Annotated in this window: 12 protein-coding genes; 8 read left to right on the top strand and 4 right to left on the bottom strand. The window is 73.5% G+C overall.

Translation table 11 applies throughout. The annotated features are described in order from the left end of the window. Window positions 1–2: 2 nt before the first annotated feature. Window positions 3–926, bottom strand: a complete 924-nt coding sequence (iolC, locus tag ACFY7H_RS17020) for a 5-dehydro-2-deoxygluconokinase (RefSeq protein WP_388939124.1) — start codon at window positions 924–926, stop codon at window positions 3–5. Window positions 927–1,082: 156 nt separating this feature from the next. Between iolC and ACFY7H_RS17015 the strand changes: the two genes are divergently transcribed. The 5 genes from ACFY7H_RS17015 (at window position 1,083) to ACFY7H_RS16995 (ending at window position 6,504) form a co-directional block, all read left to right on the top strand. Next, entirely contained in the window at window positions 1,083–1,997 is a 915-nt protein-coding gene (locus ACFY7H_RS17015; protein ID WP_388938797.1) for a sugar phosphate isomerase/epimerase family protein, read from the top strand. A gap of 26 nt (window positions 1,998–2,023) precedes the next feature. Next, window positions 2,024–3,037, top strand: coding sequence for a Gfo/Idh/MocA family protein (locus tag ACFY7H_RS17010; RefSeq protein WP_388938795.1), 1,014 nt, complete (start codon window positions 2,024–2,026; stop codon window positions 3,035–3,037). 251 nt (window positions 3,038–3,288) lie between these two features. Continuing rightward, the gene (locus ACFY7H_RS17005) at window positions 3,289–3,489 is read left to right on the top strand and encodes an AlpA family transcriptional regulator (RefSeq protein WP_042800909.1); all 201 of its coding nucleotides are present in this window, start codon (window positions 3,289–3,291) and stop codon (window positions 3,487–3,489) included. Window positions 3,490–3,877: 388 nt separating this feature from the next. After that, window positions 3,878–4,111 carry a heavy-metal-associated domain-containing protein gene (locus ACFY7H_RS17000; protein ID WP_388938792.1) on the top strand — a complete coding sequence of 78 codons (234 nt, stop codon included), beginning with the start codon at window positions 3,878–3,880 and terminating at the stop codon, window positions 4,109–4,111. Between the two features lie 104 nt (window positions 4,112–4,215). After that, a complete protein-coding gene (locus ACFY7H_RS16995; protein ID WP_388938790.1) occupies window positions 4,216–6,504 on the top strand; it encodes a heavy metal translocating P-type ATPase in 2,289 nt (762 codons plus the stop codon). 376 nt (window positions 6,505–6,880) lie between these two features. Here ACFY7H_RS16995 and ACFY7H_RS16990 read toward each other — a convergent pair whose 3' ends face one another. Together ACFY7H_RS16990 and ACFY7H_RS16985 are read right to left on the bottom strand one after the other, a co-directional pair. After that, a complete protein-coding gene (locus ACFY7H_RS16990; protein ID WP_136216460.1) occupies window positions 6,881–8,170 on the bottom strand; it encodes a citrate synthase in 1,290 nt (429 codons plus the stop codon). A 183-nt stretch (window positions 8,171–8,353) separates the two neighbouring features. Beyond that, window positions 8,354–10,603, bottom strand: coding sequence for an ATP-dependent RecD-like DNA helicase (locus tag ACFY7H_RS16985; protein ID WP_388938788.1), 2,250 nt, complete (start codon window positions 10,601–10,603; stop codon window positions 8,354–8,356). A gap of 276 nt (window positions 10,604–10,879) precedes the next feature. Between ACFY7H_RS16985 and ACFY7H_RS16980 the strand changes: the two genes are divergently transcribed. Then, window positions 10,880–11,422 (top strand): DUF937 domain-containing protein, encoded by a 543-nt coding sequence (locus ACFY7H_RS16980; RefSeq protein WP_388938786.1) that lies wholly within the window; start codon window positions 10,880–10,882, stop codon window positions 11,420–11,422. Window positions 11,423–11,498: 76 nt separating this feature from the next. Here ACFY7H_RS16980 and ACFY7H_RS16975 read toward each other — a convergent pair whose 3' ends face one another. Beyond that, entirely contained in the window at window positions 11,499–12,425 is a 927-nt protein-coding gene (locus ACFY7H_RS16975; RefSeq protein WP_388938784.1) for an EamA family transporter, read from the bottom strand. An 83-nt stretch (window positions 12,426–12,508) separates the two neighbouring features. Here ACFY7H_RS16975 and ACFY7H_RS16970 point away from each other — a divergent pair, with 83 nt between their 5' ends. Further along, entirely contained in the window at window positions 12,509–13,405 is an 897-nt protein-coding gene (locus tag ACFY7H_RS16970) for a LysR family transcriptional regulator (protein WP_388938782.1), read from the top strand. A 148-nt stretch (window positions 13,406–13,553) separates the two neighbouring features. Next, a complete protein-coding gene (locus ACFY7H_RS16965; RefSeq protein WP_388938780.1) occupies window positions 13,554–15,380 on the top strand; it encodes a glycoside hydrolase family 3 protein in 1,827 nt (608 codons plus the stop codon). The last annotated feature ends 5 nt before the right edge of the window (window positions 15,381–15,385 follow it).

Raw genomic sequence — 15,385 nt, 5'->3', positions numbered from 1 at the left:
GCTCACAGACCACCGGCACGGCCGAGCACCTCCTCCACCTCGCCGGGGAACGGCATCGCCGACGAACACGCCAGCCGCGAGGCGACGATCGCCCCGGCGGCGTTCGCGTACCGCAGCACCCGCTCCAGGTCCCAGCCGGCCAGCAGCCCGTGGCACAGCGCGCCCCCGAAGGCGTCCCCGGCGCCGAGCCCGTTCACCACCTCCACCTCCACCGGCGGCACCTCCACCGCCGTCCCGTCCCGGTGCACCGCGAGCACGCCCCGCGGTCCGCGTTTGACCACGGCCAGCTCCACGCCGGCGGCGAGCAGGGCCTCCGCGGCCGCGTACGGCTCCTCGTGCCCGGTCGCGACCCGGCACTCCTCGGTGTTGCCGACGGCCACCGTCGCCATCCCGAGGGCCCGCTCGTACCAGGGCTGCGGCGGGCCGTCCCACAGCATGGGCCTCCAGTCGAGGTCGAAGACGGTGGTCCCGGACTTCGAGCGGGCCTCCAGCGCGGCCAGGGTCGCGCCGCGGCTCGGCTCGGCGCTGAGCCCCGTGCCCGTCATCCAGAAGACCCGGGCCGCCCGCACCGCCTCCCGGTCGATCTCGTCCGGGAGGATCTCCAGGTCGGGCGCCTTCGGGAGCCGGTAGAAGTAGAGCGGGAAGTGGTCCGGCGGGAAGACCTCGCAGAAGGTGACGGGCGTCGGGTACGCCGCCACCTCGCCCGCCCACCGGTCGTCGACGCCGAACGCCCGCAGCTCGGCCCGCAGATAGGCCCCGAAGGGGTCGGCCCCGGTCCGGGTGATGACGGCCGTGCGCCGGCCGAGCCGGGCGGCCGCGACGGCGACGTTCGCCGGCGAGCCGCCGAGGAACTTGCCGAAGGTGTCGGCCTCGGCGAGCGGTACACCGGTCTTGAGCGGGTAGAGATCCACCCCGATCCGCCCCATCGTGATCAGGTCGTAGGCCGCTTCCCCGGTCGGCCCCTCCACCGGTCCGTCCGCCGTGGTCACAGCGGGCTCTCCTCCCATTCGTCCTCCCTCGTCCCTCGAACTCCCCCGAAGTCCCTCGCAGTCCCTCGGACCCCGCACCCTAAGGTGGCCGTCATGACCTCCTCCCCACCCGCGTTGACCCGTATCCGTATCGGTTCGGCTCCGGACTCCTGGGGTGTCTGGTTCCCGGAGGATCCCCTCCAGACCCCCTGGGAGCGGTTCCTCGACGAGGTCGCCGACGCGGGGTACGAGTGGATCGAGCTCGGCCCCTACGGCTACCTGCCCACCGATCCCTCCCGGCTCTCCGACGAGACGGCCAAGCGTGGCCTGCGGGTGTCCGCCGGCACGGTCTTCACCGGACTCCATCACGGCCCCGCCGTCTGGGAGGAGACCTGGGCGCACGTGTCGCGGATCGCCGCGCTGGCCCGGGACACGGGCGCGGAGCACCTCGTGGTCATCCCCTCCTTCTGGCGCGACGACAAGACGGGCGCCGCGCTGGAGGACCCGGTCCTCAGCGCGGCCCAATGGCGTGAACTGACCTCCGGGACCGAGCGCCTGGGCCGGGAGGTACGGGAGCGGTACGGGCTGCGGATCGTGGTCCACCCGCACGCGGACACGCACCTCGACACCCCGGGGAACGTGGCCCGGTTCCTGGACGCCACCGATCCGGCGCTGGTCTCGCTGTGCCTGGACACGGGGCACTACGCGTACTGCGGCGGGGACAGCGTCGAGGCGATCGAGGCGTTCGGCGAGCGGATCGGCTACCTCCACCTGAAGCAGGTGGACCCGCGGGTCCTCGCCGAAGTGCGGGCGCAGGGGACGCCGTTCGGCCCGGCCGTGGCGCGCGGGGTGATGTGCGAGCCGCCGTCCGGGGTGCCCGCGCTGGAGCCCGTACTGGCGGCGGCGCAGCGGCTCGGGGTGGAGCTGTTCGCGATCGTGGAGCAGGACATGTATCCGTGTCCGCCGGAACGTCCGCTGCCGATCGCCCGGCGCACCCGCGCCTACCTGCGCTCGTGCGGCGCGCGCTGACCGGTCCGGCCATCCTGAGGAGAGACATGAGCACGCTCGGCATCGCCGTCATCGGCACCGGGAAGATGGGCACCGACCACGTCCGCCGGATCGGCGGCACGGTCGGCGGGGCACGGGTGGTGGCCGTGGCCGATCCGGACGGGGACCGGGTCAAGGAGGTCGCGGCGACCCTGGAAGGGGCGGGTGCGTACACGGACCCGGCGGCGGCGATGGCGGCGCCGGGGGTGGACGCCGTACTGATCGCCTCGCCCGGACCGGCCCACGAGGAAGCGATTCTGCACGCCCTGGAGCGGGAGTTGCCGGTGCTCTGCGAGAAGCCGCTGACCCCGGACCCGGAGGGGGCCCTGCGGGTGCTGGAGGCGGAGCGCCGGCTCGGCCGGCGCCTGGTGCAGGTGGGCTTCATGCGACGCTTCGACGCGGAGTACGAGCGGCTCAAGGAGCTGCTGGACGCGGGCGGGATCGGCCGGCCGCTCTTCCTGCACTGCCGGCACCGCAACGCGGCCTCGCCGTCCTTCTTCACCAGCGACATGCTGATCAGCGACTCGGTGGTGCACGAGGTGGACGCGGCCCGCTGGCTGCTGGGCCAGGAGGTCACCGCGGTGACCGTGCTCTCCCCCGCTCCGTCCTCGGCGGCGCCGGAGGGGCTGCGCGACCCCCGGCTGGTGCTGCTGGAGACCTCGGGCGGGGCGGTCGTCGACGTGGAGATCTTCGTCAACTGCGGTTTCGGCTACCAGGTGCAGTGCGAGGCGGTCGGGGAATCCGGCAGCGCCCGGATCGGCGACGGGCACGCGATGGTCGTCCAGTCGGGCGGCCGCTGGGGTGGGGAGATCACCCAGGACTTCACCACCCGCTTCGCCGACGCCTACGACCGCCAGCTGCGGCGCTGGGTCGCCGCGGCGGCGCGGGGGCGGGTGGCGGGACCCGACGCGTGGGACGGGTACGCGGCCGCCGCCGTGTCGGAGGCGGGGCTGGCGGCCGCGCGGGACGGCGTACGGACCGAGGTGCGGCTGACTGAGCGGCCGCAGCTGTACGCAAGCTGAACCCCGCCGTACACGCACTGCCGCTCCTCGCCACCGTCTGACTCCTGTGCCGCATGTGTCACAGGAGTCGCCGCTGTGTCACGGATGTCCGTACTACGCGGGTTTTCCGTTACAGCCGGTCGACAGCCACTCCCCCGCGCTCACCGAGCGTCGTTCTCCGGGCACAACCCCGAGTGATCGTCATGTCCACGCGCCGGCTCCCCCGACGGCCTCCCGGCCGGCCCCGCGCCGTGGACCAGGAGGTGGCGCGCATGAGCGACCGACAGCTGTGGTCCTACAAGGAGATCGCCGCCCATATCCGGGTCCAGCCCGACACCGTGCGCTCGTACCGCAAGCACGGGCTGCTGCCGGCCCCGGACCACGTGGAGGGCGGCAAGCCCTACTGGTACGCCGACACCATCCGGACCTGGGTGTCACGCCGCCCCGGCAACCGGGGCCGCCGCGAGGAGTGATCCGGCGCCGCGGGAACGGGGCGGGCCCCCGGCGCCGCCCCGAGTGCGCCGTCCTGCACGCCGAGGGTGGTGATCGCCACCACCAGCGGCAGTCCGGTCGATGCGAACAGCCCCATCGCCTGAGCCGGCCCCAGCATCACCACGAGCATCAGCACCACCAGGCGTAGAGCACCGCGGCGGCCATCATGAGGATGAGCGTCACAGAATGGGACATGTACGCATTTACTTGTGTTCCTTCGACCACGGCGACCATACGGCGCCACCCCACGGCGCCGCCCGCGGCCCGGCACCCCGGGCGGCGCCGCTCAACGGCGGGCGGATATTCGCTCAATACCCCCTAGGGGTATAAAGTGAGGGAAAGAGACACCCCTTCGACGAGGAGAACGACATGACCGCCGAAACGGACACCCAGCACACCGTCGTGTACAAGGTCACCGGCATGACCTGCGGGCACTGCGAGGGCGCGGTGACCGCCGAGCTCGCCGCCCTCCCCGGCGTGACCTCGGTCAAGGCCGTCGCCGCCACCGGCGAGGTGACCGTGACCTCCGCCGCCCCGCTCGCCGAGGCCGACGTACGCGCCGCCGTGGACGAGGCCGGGTACGAGCTCGCCGGCCAGGCCTGAGCCCCGCCGCCTCCCCGGCACCCCGCACGACCGCGGTACCGCCGGGCCGCACCGGCCGGCTCATACTGGACCGTACGGCCCGGCCCTCCCCCTGGAGCGGGAACATGAGCAGCAGCACCGTGCACGACCGGCCGGCGGCGGAAGCCCTCGCCTCCGAGGTCGAGCTGACGATCGGCGGGATGACCTGCGCCTCCTGCGCGGCCCGCATCGAGAAGAAGCTCAACCGGATGGACGGCGTCAGCGCCACGGTGAACTACGCCACCGAGAAGGCCCGGGTCTGCTACGGCGGCGCGGTCCAGGTGGCCGACCTGATCGCGACCGTGGTCAGGACGGGCTACACCGCCGAGGAGCCCCCGCCGCCCGTCCCGCCCCGGCCCGAGCCGGAATCCGGCGCCGGGGCCGGTGCGGGGACGGACGGACGCGACCCCGAGCCCGACGCGCTCCGGCAGCGGCTGCTGGTGTCCGCCGTCCTGGCCCTGCCGGTGGTCCTGCTCTCGATGGTCCCGGCCCTCCAGTTCGACAACTGGCAGTGGCTCGCGCTCACCCTGGCCTCGCCCGTCGTCGTCTGGGGCGGCCTGCCCTTCCACCGGGCCGCCTGGGCCAACCTCCGGCACGGCGCGGCCACCATGGACACCCTGGTCTCGGTCGGGACGCTGGCCGCCTACGCCTGGTCCCTGTGGGCCCTGTTCTTCGGCCACGCCGGTTCGCCCGGGATGCGGCACGGCTTCGACCTGACCGTCTCCCGCACGGACGGCTCCTCCGCCCTCTACCTGGAGGTCGCGGCCGGCGTCGTGTCCTTCATCCTGCTCGGCCGCTACCTGGAGGCCCGCTCCAAGCGGAAGGCCGGCGCGGCCCTCAGGGCGCTGATGGAGCTCGGCGCCAAGGACGTGGCCGTGCTGCGCGACGGCCGGGAGGTGCGGATCCCGGTCGGCGCGCTCGCGGCCGGCGACCGGTTCGTGGTCCGTCCGGGGGAGAAGATCGCCACCGACGGCACGGTCGTCGGGGGCTCCTCCGCCGTGGACGCCTCCATGCTGACCGGCGAGTCCCTCCCGGTCGACGTCACCGCCGGGGACGCGGTCACCGGCGCCACCGTCAACGCCTCCGGCCGGCTCGTCGTCGAGGCCACCCGGGTCGGCGCGGACACCCAGCTGGCCCGGATGGCCCGGATGGTCGAGGAGGCCCAGAGCGGCAAGGCCGGGGTCCAGCGCCTCGCCGACCGGATCTCGGCCGTGTTCGTGCCCGTCGTCCTGCTGCTGGCGCTCGGCACCTGGGTCACCTGGCTGCTGGTCACCGACGACCCCGCCGCCGCGTTCACCGCCGCCGTGGCCGTCCTGATCATCGCCTGTCCGTGCGCCCTGGGCCTGGCCACGCCGACCGCCCTGATGGTCGGCACGGGCCGGGGCGCGCAGCTGGGCATCCTGATCAAGGGGCCCGAGGTGCTGGAGTCCACCCGGCGCGTGGACACGGTCGTGCTCGACAAGACCGGGACGGTCACCACCGGCCGGATGACCCTCGTCGGGGTGCACGCCGCCGAGGGCGTGGACGAGCGGGAGCTGCTGCGGCTCGCGGGCTCGCTGGAGCACGCCTCGGAGCACCCGGTCGCGCGGGCGATCGCCGCCGGGGCCGCGGGGGCGGCCGGGGAGCTGCCCGCGCCCACCTCCTTCGAGAACGCGGCCGGGCTCGGCGTGCGGGGCGTGGTCGAGGGGCGCGAGGTCCTGGTGGGGCGCGAGCGGCTGCTCGCGGACCGGGCGGTCGCCCTGCCCGCCGCTCTCGCCGGGGCGAAGGCCGCCGCCGAGGCCGCGGGCGCCACCGCGGTCCTGGTCGCCTGGGACGGCAGGGCCCGCGGTGTCCTGACCGTGGCCGACGCCGTCAAGGCGACCAGCGCCGAGGCCGTGACCCGGCTGCGGGCGCTGGGCCTCGCCCCGGTCCTGCTGACCGGCGACAACAGGGCCGTGGCCGAGACGGTGGCCCGTGAGGTGGGCATCGCCGAGGTGATCGCCGAGGTGCTTCCGCAGGACAAGGTGGACGTGGTCCGCCGGCTCCAGGCCGAGGGCCGTACGGTCGCCATGGTGGGCGACGGGGTCAACGACGCGGCCGCCCTCGCCCAGGCCGACCTGGGCCTGGCCATGGGCACCGGCACCGACGCGGCCATCGAGGCCGGCGACCTGACCCTGGTACGGGGTGACCTGCGGGTGGCGGCGGACGCGATCCGGCTCTCCCGGCGGACCCTGGCCACCATCAAGGGGAACCTGTTCTGGGCCTTCGGCTACAACGTGGCGGCGCTGCCGCTGGCCGCCGCCGGCCTGCTCAACCCGATGATCGCGGGAGCCGCGATGGCCTTCTCGTCGGTCTTCGTCGTGACGAACAGCCTGCGCCTGCGCTCGTTCCGGTAGGGGCCCCGGGGCGGAATCCGGGGGGCCTCCTCCGCGTTCCCTCCACATATCCTTCACTGGAGACGCAGATCACAGTGATGCCGACGTAACCATCCGGGGTCGGCACGGGTCTAATGGGGCGATGCCGAAAACGTCTTGGGGGACGTTTCACGGAGGTCCTTGGGGGGACGTCCGGGCATCCGCCGGCCGGGACGCGTGCCCTCGGGAAGCTTGAGCGGCCCTCCCGACCCGAACGGGTCCCGGCACACACCGACGCCCCGGCGCGGGTCCCGTGGGGGGAATCCGCCGCCGGGGAAAGGGAAGCGCCCCGACCGTCGACCCGTGGGGGGATCGACGGCGGGGCGCTTTCCGTATGACCGGTGCCGCCGGGAAGGCCTCAGCGGGCCTCGACCGGGACGAAGTCGCGCAGGACCTCGCCGGTGTAGATCTGGCGCGGGCGGCCGATGCGGGAGCCGGGCTCCTTGATCATCTCGTGCCACTGGGCGATCCAGCCGGGAAGGCGGCCGAGCGCGAACAGCACGGTGAACATCTCGGTCGGGAAGCCCATGGCCCGGTAGATCAGACCGGTGTAGAAGTCCACGTTCGGGTAGAGGTTGCGGGCGACGAAGTACTCGTCGGCCAGCGCGTGCTCCTCCAGCTTGAGCGCGATGTCCAGCAGCTCGTCGCTCTTGCCGAGCGCCGAGAGGACGTCGTGCGCCGCCGCCTTGATGATCTTCGCCCGGGGGTCGAAGCTCTTGTAGACGCGGTGCCCGAAGCCCATCAGGCGGACGCCGTCCTCCTTGTTCTTCACCTTGCGGATGAAGGCGTCGACGTCGCCGCCGTCGTTCTTGATGCCTTCCAGCATCTCGAGGACGGACTGGTTGGCGCCACCGTGCAGCGGGCCCCACAGGGCCGAGATGCCGGCGGAGATCGAGGCGAACATGTTCGCCTGCGAGGAACCGACCAGGCGCACGGTGGAGGTGGAGCAGTTCTGCTCGTGGTCCGCGTGCAGGATCAGCAGCTTGTCGAGCGCGGAGACCACGACGGGGTCCAGGTCGTACTCCTGGGCCGGCACGGAGAAGGTCATGCGCAGGAAGTTCTCGACGTAGCCGAGGTCGTTGCGCGGGTAGACCACCGGGTGGCCGACCGACTTCTTGTACGCGTACGCGGCGATCGTCGGCAGCTTGGCCAGCAGGCGGATCGTCGAGAGGTGGCGCTGCTTCTCGTCGAACGGGTTGTGGCTGTCCTGGTAGAACGTCGACAGCGCGCTGACCACGGACGACAGCATCGCCATCGGGTGGGCGTCGCGCGGGAAGCCGTCGTAGAACCGCTTGACGTCCTCGTGCAGCAGCGTGTGCTGGGTGATCTCGTTGCGGAAGGACGCGAGCTGGTCGACGGTCGGGAGCTCACCGTTGATCAGCAGGTAGGCGACCTCGATGAAGGTCGAGCGCTCCGCCAGCTGCTCGATCGGGTAGCCGCGGTAGCGCAGGATGCCCTGCTCACCGTCGAGGTAGGTGATGGCGGACTTGTACGCGGCGGTGTTGCCGTAGCCGCTGTCCAAGGTGACGAGCCCGGTCTGGGCCCTCAGCTTCGAGATGTCGAAGCCCTGGTCACCGACGGTGCTTTCGACCACCGGGTAGGTGTATTCACCGTCCGCGTACCGGAGTACTACAGAGTTGTCGCTCACGTCATCCCTCACCGACGTAGTGCCTCTTCTTCGAGGTGCCCTGACTGCCTCTACCTTCCCCCATTTGGCGCAGGAGAGTGCACTCGGGGTCGGCCTTTGGTCCGTCTGACGGCACTGAGTGCCTTCAACCTGTTCATCCTGCCCCCTCCCCACCGGTTGTCGGAACCCCAAATGATCGATCATCTAGGTGATGTTTCCCACCGAGACGCGCCCGGCGAGCCGGGAAGCGACCGCGGTGTACCTCCTGCCTGCGGAAACGGTACGCACGGCCTGTCCGAGGGCCTTGCGTGACCCGACCAGGACGACCAGTTTCTTCGCCCTGGTCACGGCGGTGTACAGCAGGTTCCGCTGGAGCATCATCCAGGCCCCCGTGGTGACCGGGATCACGACGGCCGGATATTCACTCCCCTGGGAGCGGTGGATGGTGACGGCGTACGCGTGCGCCAGCTCGTCCAGCTCGGCGAACTCGTACCCCACCTCCTCGTCCTCCTCTGTACGGACCGTCAAGCGCTGCTCGTCCACGTCCAGGGCGGTGACGACCCCGACCGTGCCGTTGAAGACGCCGTTGGCACCCTTCTCGTAGTTGTTGCGGATCTGGGTCACCTTGTCGCCCACCCGGAAGACCCGGCCGCCGAACCGCTTCTCGGGCAGGTTCGGCCGGGCGGGGGTGATCGCCTGCTGGAGCAGCCCGTTCAGGTTCCCGGCGCCCGCCGGACCCCGGTGCATCGGGGCGAGCACCTGGACGTCGCGGCGCGGGTCCAGGCCGAACCGGGCCGGGATCCGGCGGGCGGCCACGTCCACGGCGAGGATCCCGGCCGCCTCCGTGTCCTCCTCCGGGAAGAGGAAGAAGTCCGGCAGGCCGTCGGTGATGGGCGGGACCCCGGTGTTGATGCGGTGCGCGTTGGTGACTACCCCCGACTGCTGGGCCTGGCGGAAGATCCGGGTCAGCCGGACGGCGGGCACCGGGCCGCCCTCGGCCAGCAGGTCCCGCAGCACCTCGCCGGCGCCCACCGAGGGGAGCTGGTCCACATCGCCGACCAGCAGCAGGTGCGCGCCCGGTGCCACCGCCTTGACCAGCTTGTTCGCGAGCAGCAGGTCCAGCATGGAGGCCTCGTCGACCACGACGAGGTCGGCGTCCAGCGGCCGGTCCCGGTCGTACGCCGCGTCCCCGCCGGGCTTGAGCTCCAGCAGCCGGTGCACGGTGGAGGCGTCGGCCCCGGTCAGCTCGGACAGCCGCTTCGCCGCGCGGCCGGTGGGGGCGGCGAGCACCACCTTCGCCTTCTTGGCCCGGGCCAGCTCGACGATGGAGCGCACGGTGAAGGACTTCCCGCAGCCGGGGCCGCCGGTGAGCACGGCCACCCTGCGGGTGAGGGCCAGCTTGACCGCGTCCCGCTGCTCGGGGGCGAGGCTGGCCCCGGTGCGCCCGGCGAGCCAGCCGAGGGCCTTGTCCCAGTCGACGTCACGGAAGCCGGGCATCCGGTCCTCCTCGGCGTTCAGCAGCCGGCGGACCTGGCCGACCAGCGACAGCTCCGCCCGGTGGAAGGGGACCAGGTACACCGCCGTGAGGGGGTCCGGGCCGCCCTGGGGGTCGGGCACGGATTCCCGTACGACCCCTTCCGGATCCGCGGCGAGCTCGGCGAGGCACTCGATGACCAGCCCCGTGTCGACCTGGAGCAGCTTGACCCCGTCGGCGATGAGCCGCTCCTCGGGGAGGAAGCAGTGCCCCTGGTCGGTGGACTGCGACAGGGCGTACTGGAGGCCGGCCTTGACCCGCTCGGGGCTGTCGTGCGGGATCCCGACGGCCTGGGCGATGCGGTCGGCGGTGAGGAAGCCGATGCCCCAGACGTCGGCGGCGAGCCGGTACGGCTGGTTCTTCACCACGGAGATGGAGGCGTCCCCGTACTTCTTGTAGATGCGCACCGCGATGGAAGTGGAGACGCCGACGCCCTGGAGGAAGACCATGACCTCCTTGATGGCCTTCTGCTCCTCCCAGGCCGCGCCGATGAGCTTGGTCCGCTTGGGGCCGAGGCCGGGGACCTCGATCAGCCGCTTCGGCTCGGCCTCGATGACGTCGAGGGTGTCGAGGCCGAAGTGCTCGACGATGCGGTCGGCGATGCGCGGGCCGATGCCCTTGATGAGGCCGGAGCCGAGGTAGCGGCGGATGCCCTGGATGGTGGCGGGCAGGATGGTCGAGTAGTTCTCGACGCTGAACTGCCGGCCGTACTGCGGGTGCGAGCCCCAGCGGCCCTCCATGCGCAGGGATTCGCCGGGCTGGGCGCCGAGGAGCGAGCCGACGACCGTCAGCAGGTCTGCGGCACCCCGGCCCGTGTCGACCCGGGCGACCGTGTAACCGCTCTCCTCATTGGCGTAGGTGATGCGCTCCAGCACCCCCTCGACCACCGCCAGTTGCACCGCCGCCCCGTTGTTCACCATGGCACGAAGCTACCGTCCGCCGCCGACAGGGCGCTGGGCATGTGGACGAACGAAAGGGGGTCCGGCCTCGCGGCCGGACCCCCTCACGGTTACCCCTCCCTCGTCGGACTTCCCGATCCCCCCGGATCCCCACCCGGAAGTGCCGACGCAACATACGACTCGCCACTCGGCCCGAGGGTTGCATCCGGAATCACAGCTTTACCTTTCCGTTACCTAGCGCCACGCGGACGACACTCCGAGGTGCTGCCGAATCACCACACAAGTAGCGTTTCCGGCATGAGCGAATCTTCCTTCCAGGACGACGTGATGCGTGAACTCGGCGACGACAGGCTGGGCGAGATCGCCGGCCTGCTCGGCACCGACACCGACGGCGCCCGCGAGACGGTCGCCCAGACCGTCGGGGCGATGACCGGGGGCCTCCAGGAGAAGGCCGACGCCGGGGACGACGAGGTCCGCCAGGCCCTGGCCGAGGCGTCCGGCCCGCCCGGGGGCTCCGGGGCGTCCGAGGCCCCCCTCCAGGGCGTGGCCACGCTCGGCGGCGGCCTCGGCGGGCTGCTCGGCGGCGGGATGATGGCAGGGGTGCTCGCCAAGGTCGGCAAGCCGGTGGCCGATGCCGTGGCGAAGAGGACCGGCATCCCCGCCCCGACCGTCATGCGGGTCGTCGAGATGCTGATCCCGGTCGTGATGGCCGTCTTCGCCAAGCGCATGGCCGCCGGCAAGGGCCCGGGCGGGACTGCCGGCGGCGCGGGCGCGGGCGGCGCGCGGGGCGGCGGCCTGGGCGACCTGCTGGGCCAGATCCTGGGCGGCGGCAGGAAGTAGGCCGCCCGGCAGCGCGTACGGAGCGGTACGGGGACGGTTCCCCGTACCGCTCCCCCACGCCGCCGCGCGGGACCTCTCAGGGGGCGGAGCCGGCGGCCGCCGACACGCGGGGGCCGCCCGCGGCGGCGGCGCCCGTACGCGTCCCCGCGCGCGCCGGGGCCAGCGAGGTCAGGCCGACGCCGCCGACCAGGAGCACCGCCGCCAGCCAGCGCGGCCCCGAGATCCCCTCGCCGAGCACCAGGGCGGCCGAGGACATCCCGAACACCGGCACCAGCAGGGAGAACGGCGCCACGGCGGACGCGGGGTAGCGGCGCAGCAGGTAGCCCCAGGCGCCGAAGCCGAACACGGTGGACGCCCAGGCGACGTAGCCGATGACGGCCGCCCCCGACCAGTCCAGGGCGCGCAGCGCGGCCAGGTCCCGCCCGGGCCCCTCGAGCAACAGCGAGAGCGCGAACAGCGGGACCACCGGGACGGTGCACACCCAGACCATGAAGTTCAGGGCGTCGGGCGGGGCGGCCCTGCGGGTGAGCACGTTGGACACGCCCCAGCAGGCGGCGGCCGCGACGACCAGGACGAAGCCGGTGACGGACCCGGAGAGGCCCCGGTCCACGGCGGCCACCGCGATCCCGGCCAGCGCCACGGCCATGCCCAGCAGCCGCACCCGGCCCGGGCGCTCGCCCAGGACGGCCGCCGCCAGCACCGCGGTGAAGACGGCCTGGATCTGGAGCACCAGGGACGACAGCCCGGCCGGCATCCCGGCGGCCATGCCGGTGAACAGCAGCCCGAACTTGGCGATCCCGAGGACGGCGCCGACCCCGAGGACCCACTTCCAGGCGACCTTGGGCCGCCCGACGAAGAACACGGCGGGCAGTGCGGCGACGAGGAAGCGCAGGGCGGACAGGAGCAGCGGCGGGAAGTGGCCGAGGCCGATCTCGATGACGACGAAGTTGAACCCCCAGACGGCGGCGACGAGTACGGCGAGTGCGGTGTGAGCGGGACGCATGCTCCGAGGATCGGCGCCCCGGACCATGTAGCACCAGCGCTGATCACTACCGGGTCGGATGAAGCGATGCTTACGATGGGCGGATGCTCGACCTCTCCCGGCTGCGCGCCCTGCACGCCGTCTCCGTCCACGGTTCGGTCGCGGGCGCGGCCGCCGCCCTCGGCTACACCCCCTCCGCGGTCTCGCAGCAGATCGCCAAGCTGGAGCGGGAGACCCGCACCACGCTGCTGGAGCGGCGCGGGCGCGGGGTCGCGCTCACCGAGGAGGCCCGGCACCTGGCCGACACCGCGCGGGAGCTGCTGGCGATCGTGGAGCGGGCCGAGACCACGCTGGAGGAGCGGCGCGGGCGGCCGAGCGGGCTGCTGACGGTCGCCGCCTTCGCCTCGGCGGCGCGCGGGCTGCTGCCGGGCGTACTGGCGGACCTGGCGGTCCGTCATTCGGCGCTGGACGTACGCCTCACGGAGGTCGACCCCCACCTCTCGGTGGACCTGGTGGCCCGGGGCATCACCGATCTGGCGGTGGCCCACGACTGGGACATCGCCCCGCTGCCCGCCCCCGAGGGCGTGGAGCAGGCGGTCATCGGCGACGACCGCTGCGATCTGGTGGTCCCGGCCGGGCACCCCTTCACCGCCCGGCGGGTGGTGCGGCGGGCGGACCTGGGGGGCCAGCGGTGGGTGTGCCAGCCGCCGGGGCGGGTCTGCCACGACTGGCTGGTGCGGACCATGCGGGCGGCCGGGTTCGAGCCGGACATCGCGCACACGGCCGAGGAGAACCACACCATCGTCGCCCTGGTCGCGGCCGGCCTCGGGATCGCGGTGGTGCCCCGGCTGGGCACGGGCGCCCTGCCGCCGGGCGCGGTGGCCGTACCGCTGGAGCCGGGGCCCGTACGCAGGCTGTACGCCCTGTGGCGGACGGGGGCGGCCCGCCGGCCCGCGATCACCGAGGCCGTACGCACCCTCCAGGAGCACTGGAGGCCCTGAGGTGTGCCGCCGAAGGTCCCCTCGGCGCGCGACGCCCCGCCCCGACGCCCGGCCCCCGAGGCCCGACGCCCGGCACGGCACGGCACTTACGGGCCATTCCCGAGTGTCCGTCAGCCCTGGCGCGCAGTACCGCAGTAGGGTCCTGGGGGTGCCGAACCACGCCTCCCGCCGGGCTCTGCTCGCCGCCGCCGCCATGGCCGCCGTCACGGCGGCCGGAGCCGCCGGAGCGGCCTCCACCGCCGTCTCCCGGATCCCGGACGACTCCCGCGCCCCCGCCGGGCCGCCGGGCCGCCGGCCGGGCCGGGACCGGCTGCGGACCCTGGTGTCCGGGCTGGGCCTGCCCGAGCTGGTGGGGCAGCTCTTCGTGTCCCGGGCCTACGGGCATTCGGCGACGGACCCCGACCCGGCGGACGCCGAACTGAACCTGCGGCACTTCGGGGTGCGCACCGCCGCCGAGCTGGTGGCCCGCTACCACCTGGGCGGGGTCGTCTACTTCGCGTGGGCCCACAACACCCGCTCCCCGCACCAGATCGCCGCCCTGTCCAACGGCCTCCAGCGGGCCGCCGCGGACTCGGGGGCGGGGATCCCGCTGGTGCTGTCGGTGGACCAGGAGCACGGGGCCGTCGCCCGGATCGGCCGGCCCGCGACCCTGTTGCCCGGGGCGATGGCGCTGGGTGCGGCGGGCTCCGCCGAGGGGGCGCGCCGGGCGGCGCGGGTGGCCGGGACCGAGCTGGCGGCGCTCGGCATCCGGCAGGACTGGGCGCCGGTGGCCGACGTGAACGTGAACCCGGCCAACCCGGTGATCGGCGTGCGCTCCTTCGGCTCCGACCCGGACGCCGTCGCGGCGCTGGCCGCCGCACAGGTGCGCGGCTACCAGGGGGCGGGGGTGGCGGCCGCGGCCAAGCACTTCCCGGGCCACGGGGACACCGAGACGGACAGCCACGTCGGGCTGCCGGTGATGCGGCACACCCGCGCGCAGTGGGAGGAGCTGGACGCGCCGCCGTTCCGGGCGGCGGTGCGCGCGGGCGTGGACGTGATCATGACGGCGCACATCGTGTTCCCCGCGCTCGACCCCTCGGGGGACCCGGCGACCCTGTCACGGCCCATCGTGACCGGCGTCCTGCGCGAACACCTCGGCTTCGGCGGGGTGGTGGTCACCGACGCCCTCGACATGGCCGGTGTCCGGCAGAAGTACGGAGACGACCGGGTGCCCGTACTGGCCCTGAAGGCGGGCTGCGACCAGCTGCTGAACGCGCCCGACCTGGGGCTGGCGTACCGCAGCGTGCTGGCGGCGGTGGAGTCGGGCGAGCTGACGCGCGGGCGGATCGAGGAGTCGGTGCTGCGGATCCTGGAGCTGAAGGCCCGCCGGGGCCTGTTCGAGGACCCGTACACCTCCGACGCGCGGGTGGACGAGGCGGTGGGGACGGCCGAGCACCTGGCGGCCGCCGACGCGGTCGCCGCCGGTACGACCACCCTGCTGGCCAATCCCCGCGGACTGCTGCCCCTGGACGCGTCGGCCGGGCCGCGGCTGCTGGTGACCGGGACCGACCCGGCCTCCCCCTCGGGTACGACGGGTCCTCCGACGACGGTGCTGGCGCGGGAGCTGACCGCTCTGGGCTGCCGGGCCCGGACGCTCCCGCCGGAGCGGGCGGTGGCGGCCGCCCCGGGGCACGCGGCGGTGCTGGTGTGCACGTACAACGTCCCGGAGGGGGAGAGCCCGCAGCGCACGCTGGTGACGGAGCTGGTGGCGACGGGCGTCCCGGTGGTGCTGGTGGCGGTCCGCAATCCGTACGATCCGGCGCGGCTGCCCGAGTGCGCGGCCGAGGTGGCCACGTACACGTGGACGGACGTGGAGCTGCGGGCGGCGGCCCGGGTGCTGACGGGAGCGAGCCGGCCCGTGGGCCGTCTCCCCGTTCCGGTGCCGGGCCGCTACCCGCTGGGCCACGGGCTGTCGTACCAGCCCGCGGCCCGCTGAGGCCC

This window comes from Streptomyces sp. NPDC012794, assembly GCF_042901085.1.
In the GTDB taxonomy this organism is placed as follows: domain Bacteria; phylum Actinomycetota; class Actinomycetes; order Streptomycetales; family Streptomycetaceae; genus Streptomyces.
Note: the sequence above shows the minus strand (reverse complement) of the source record. Positions and strands in the feature narration are given on the sequence as shown.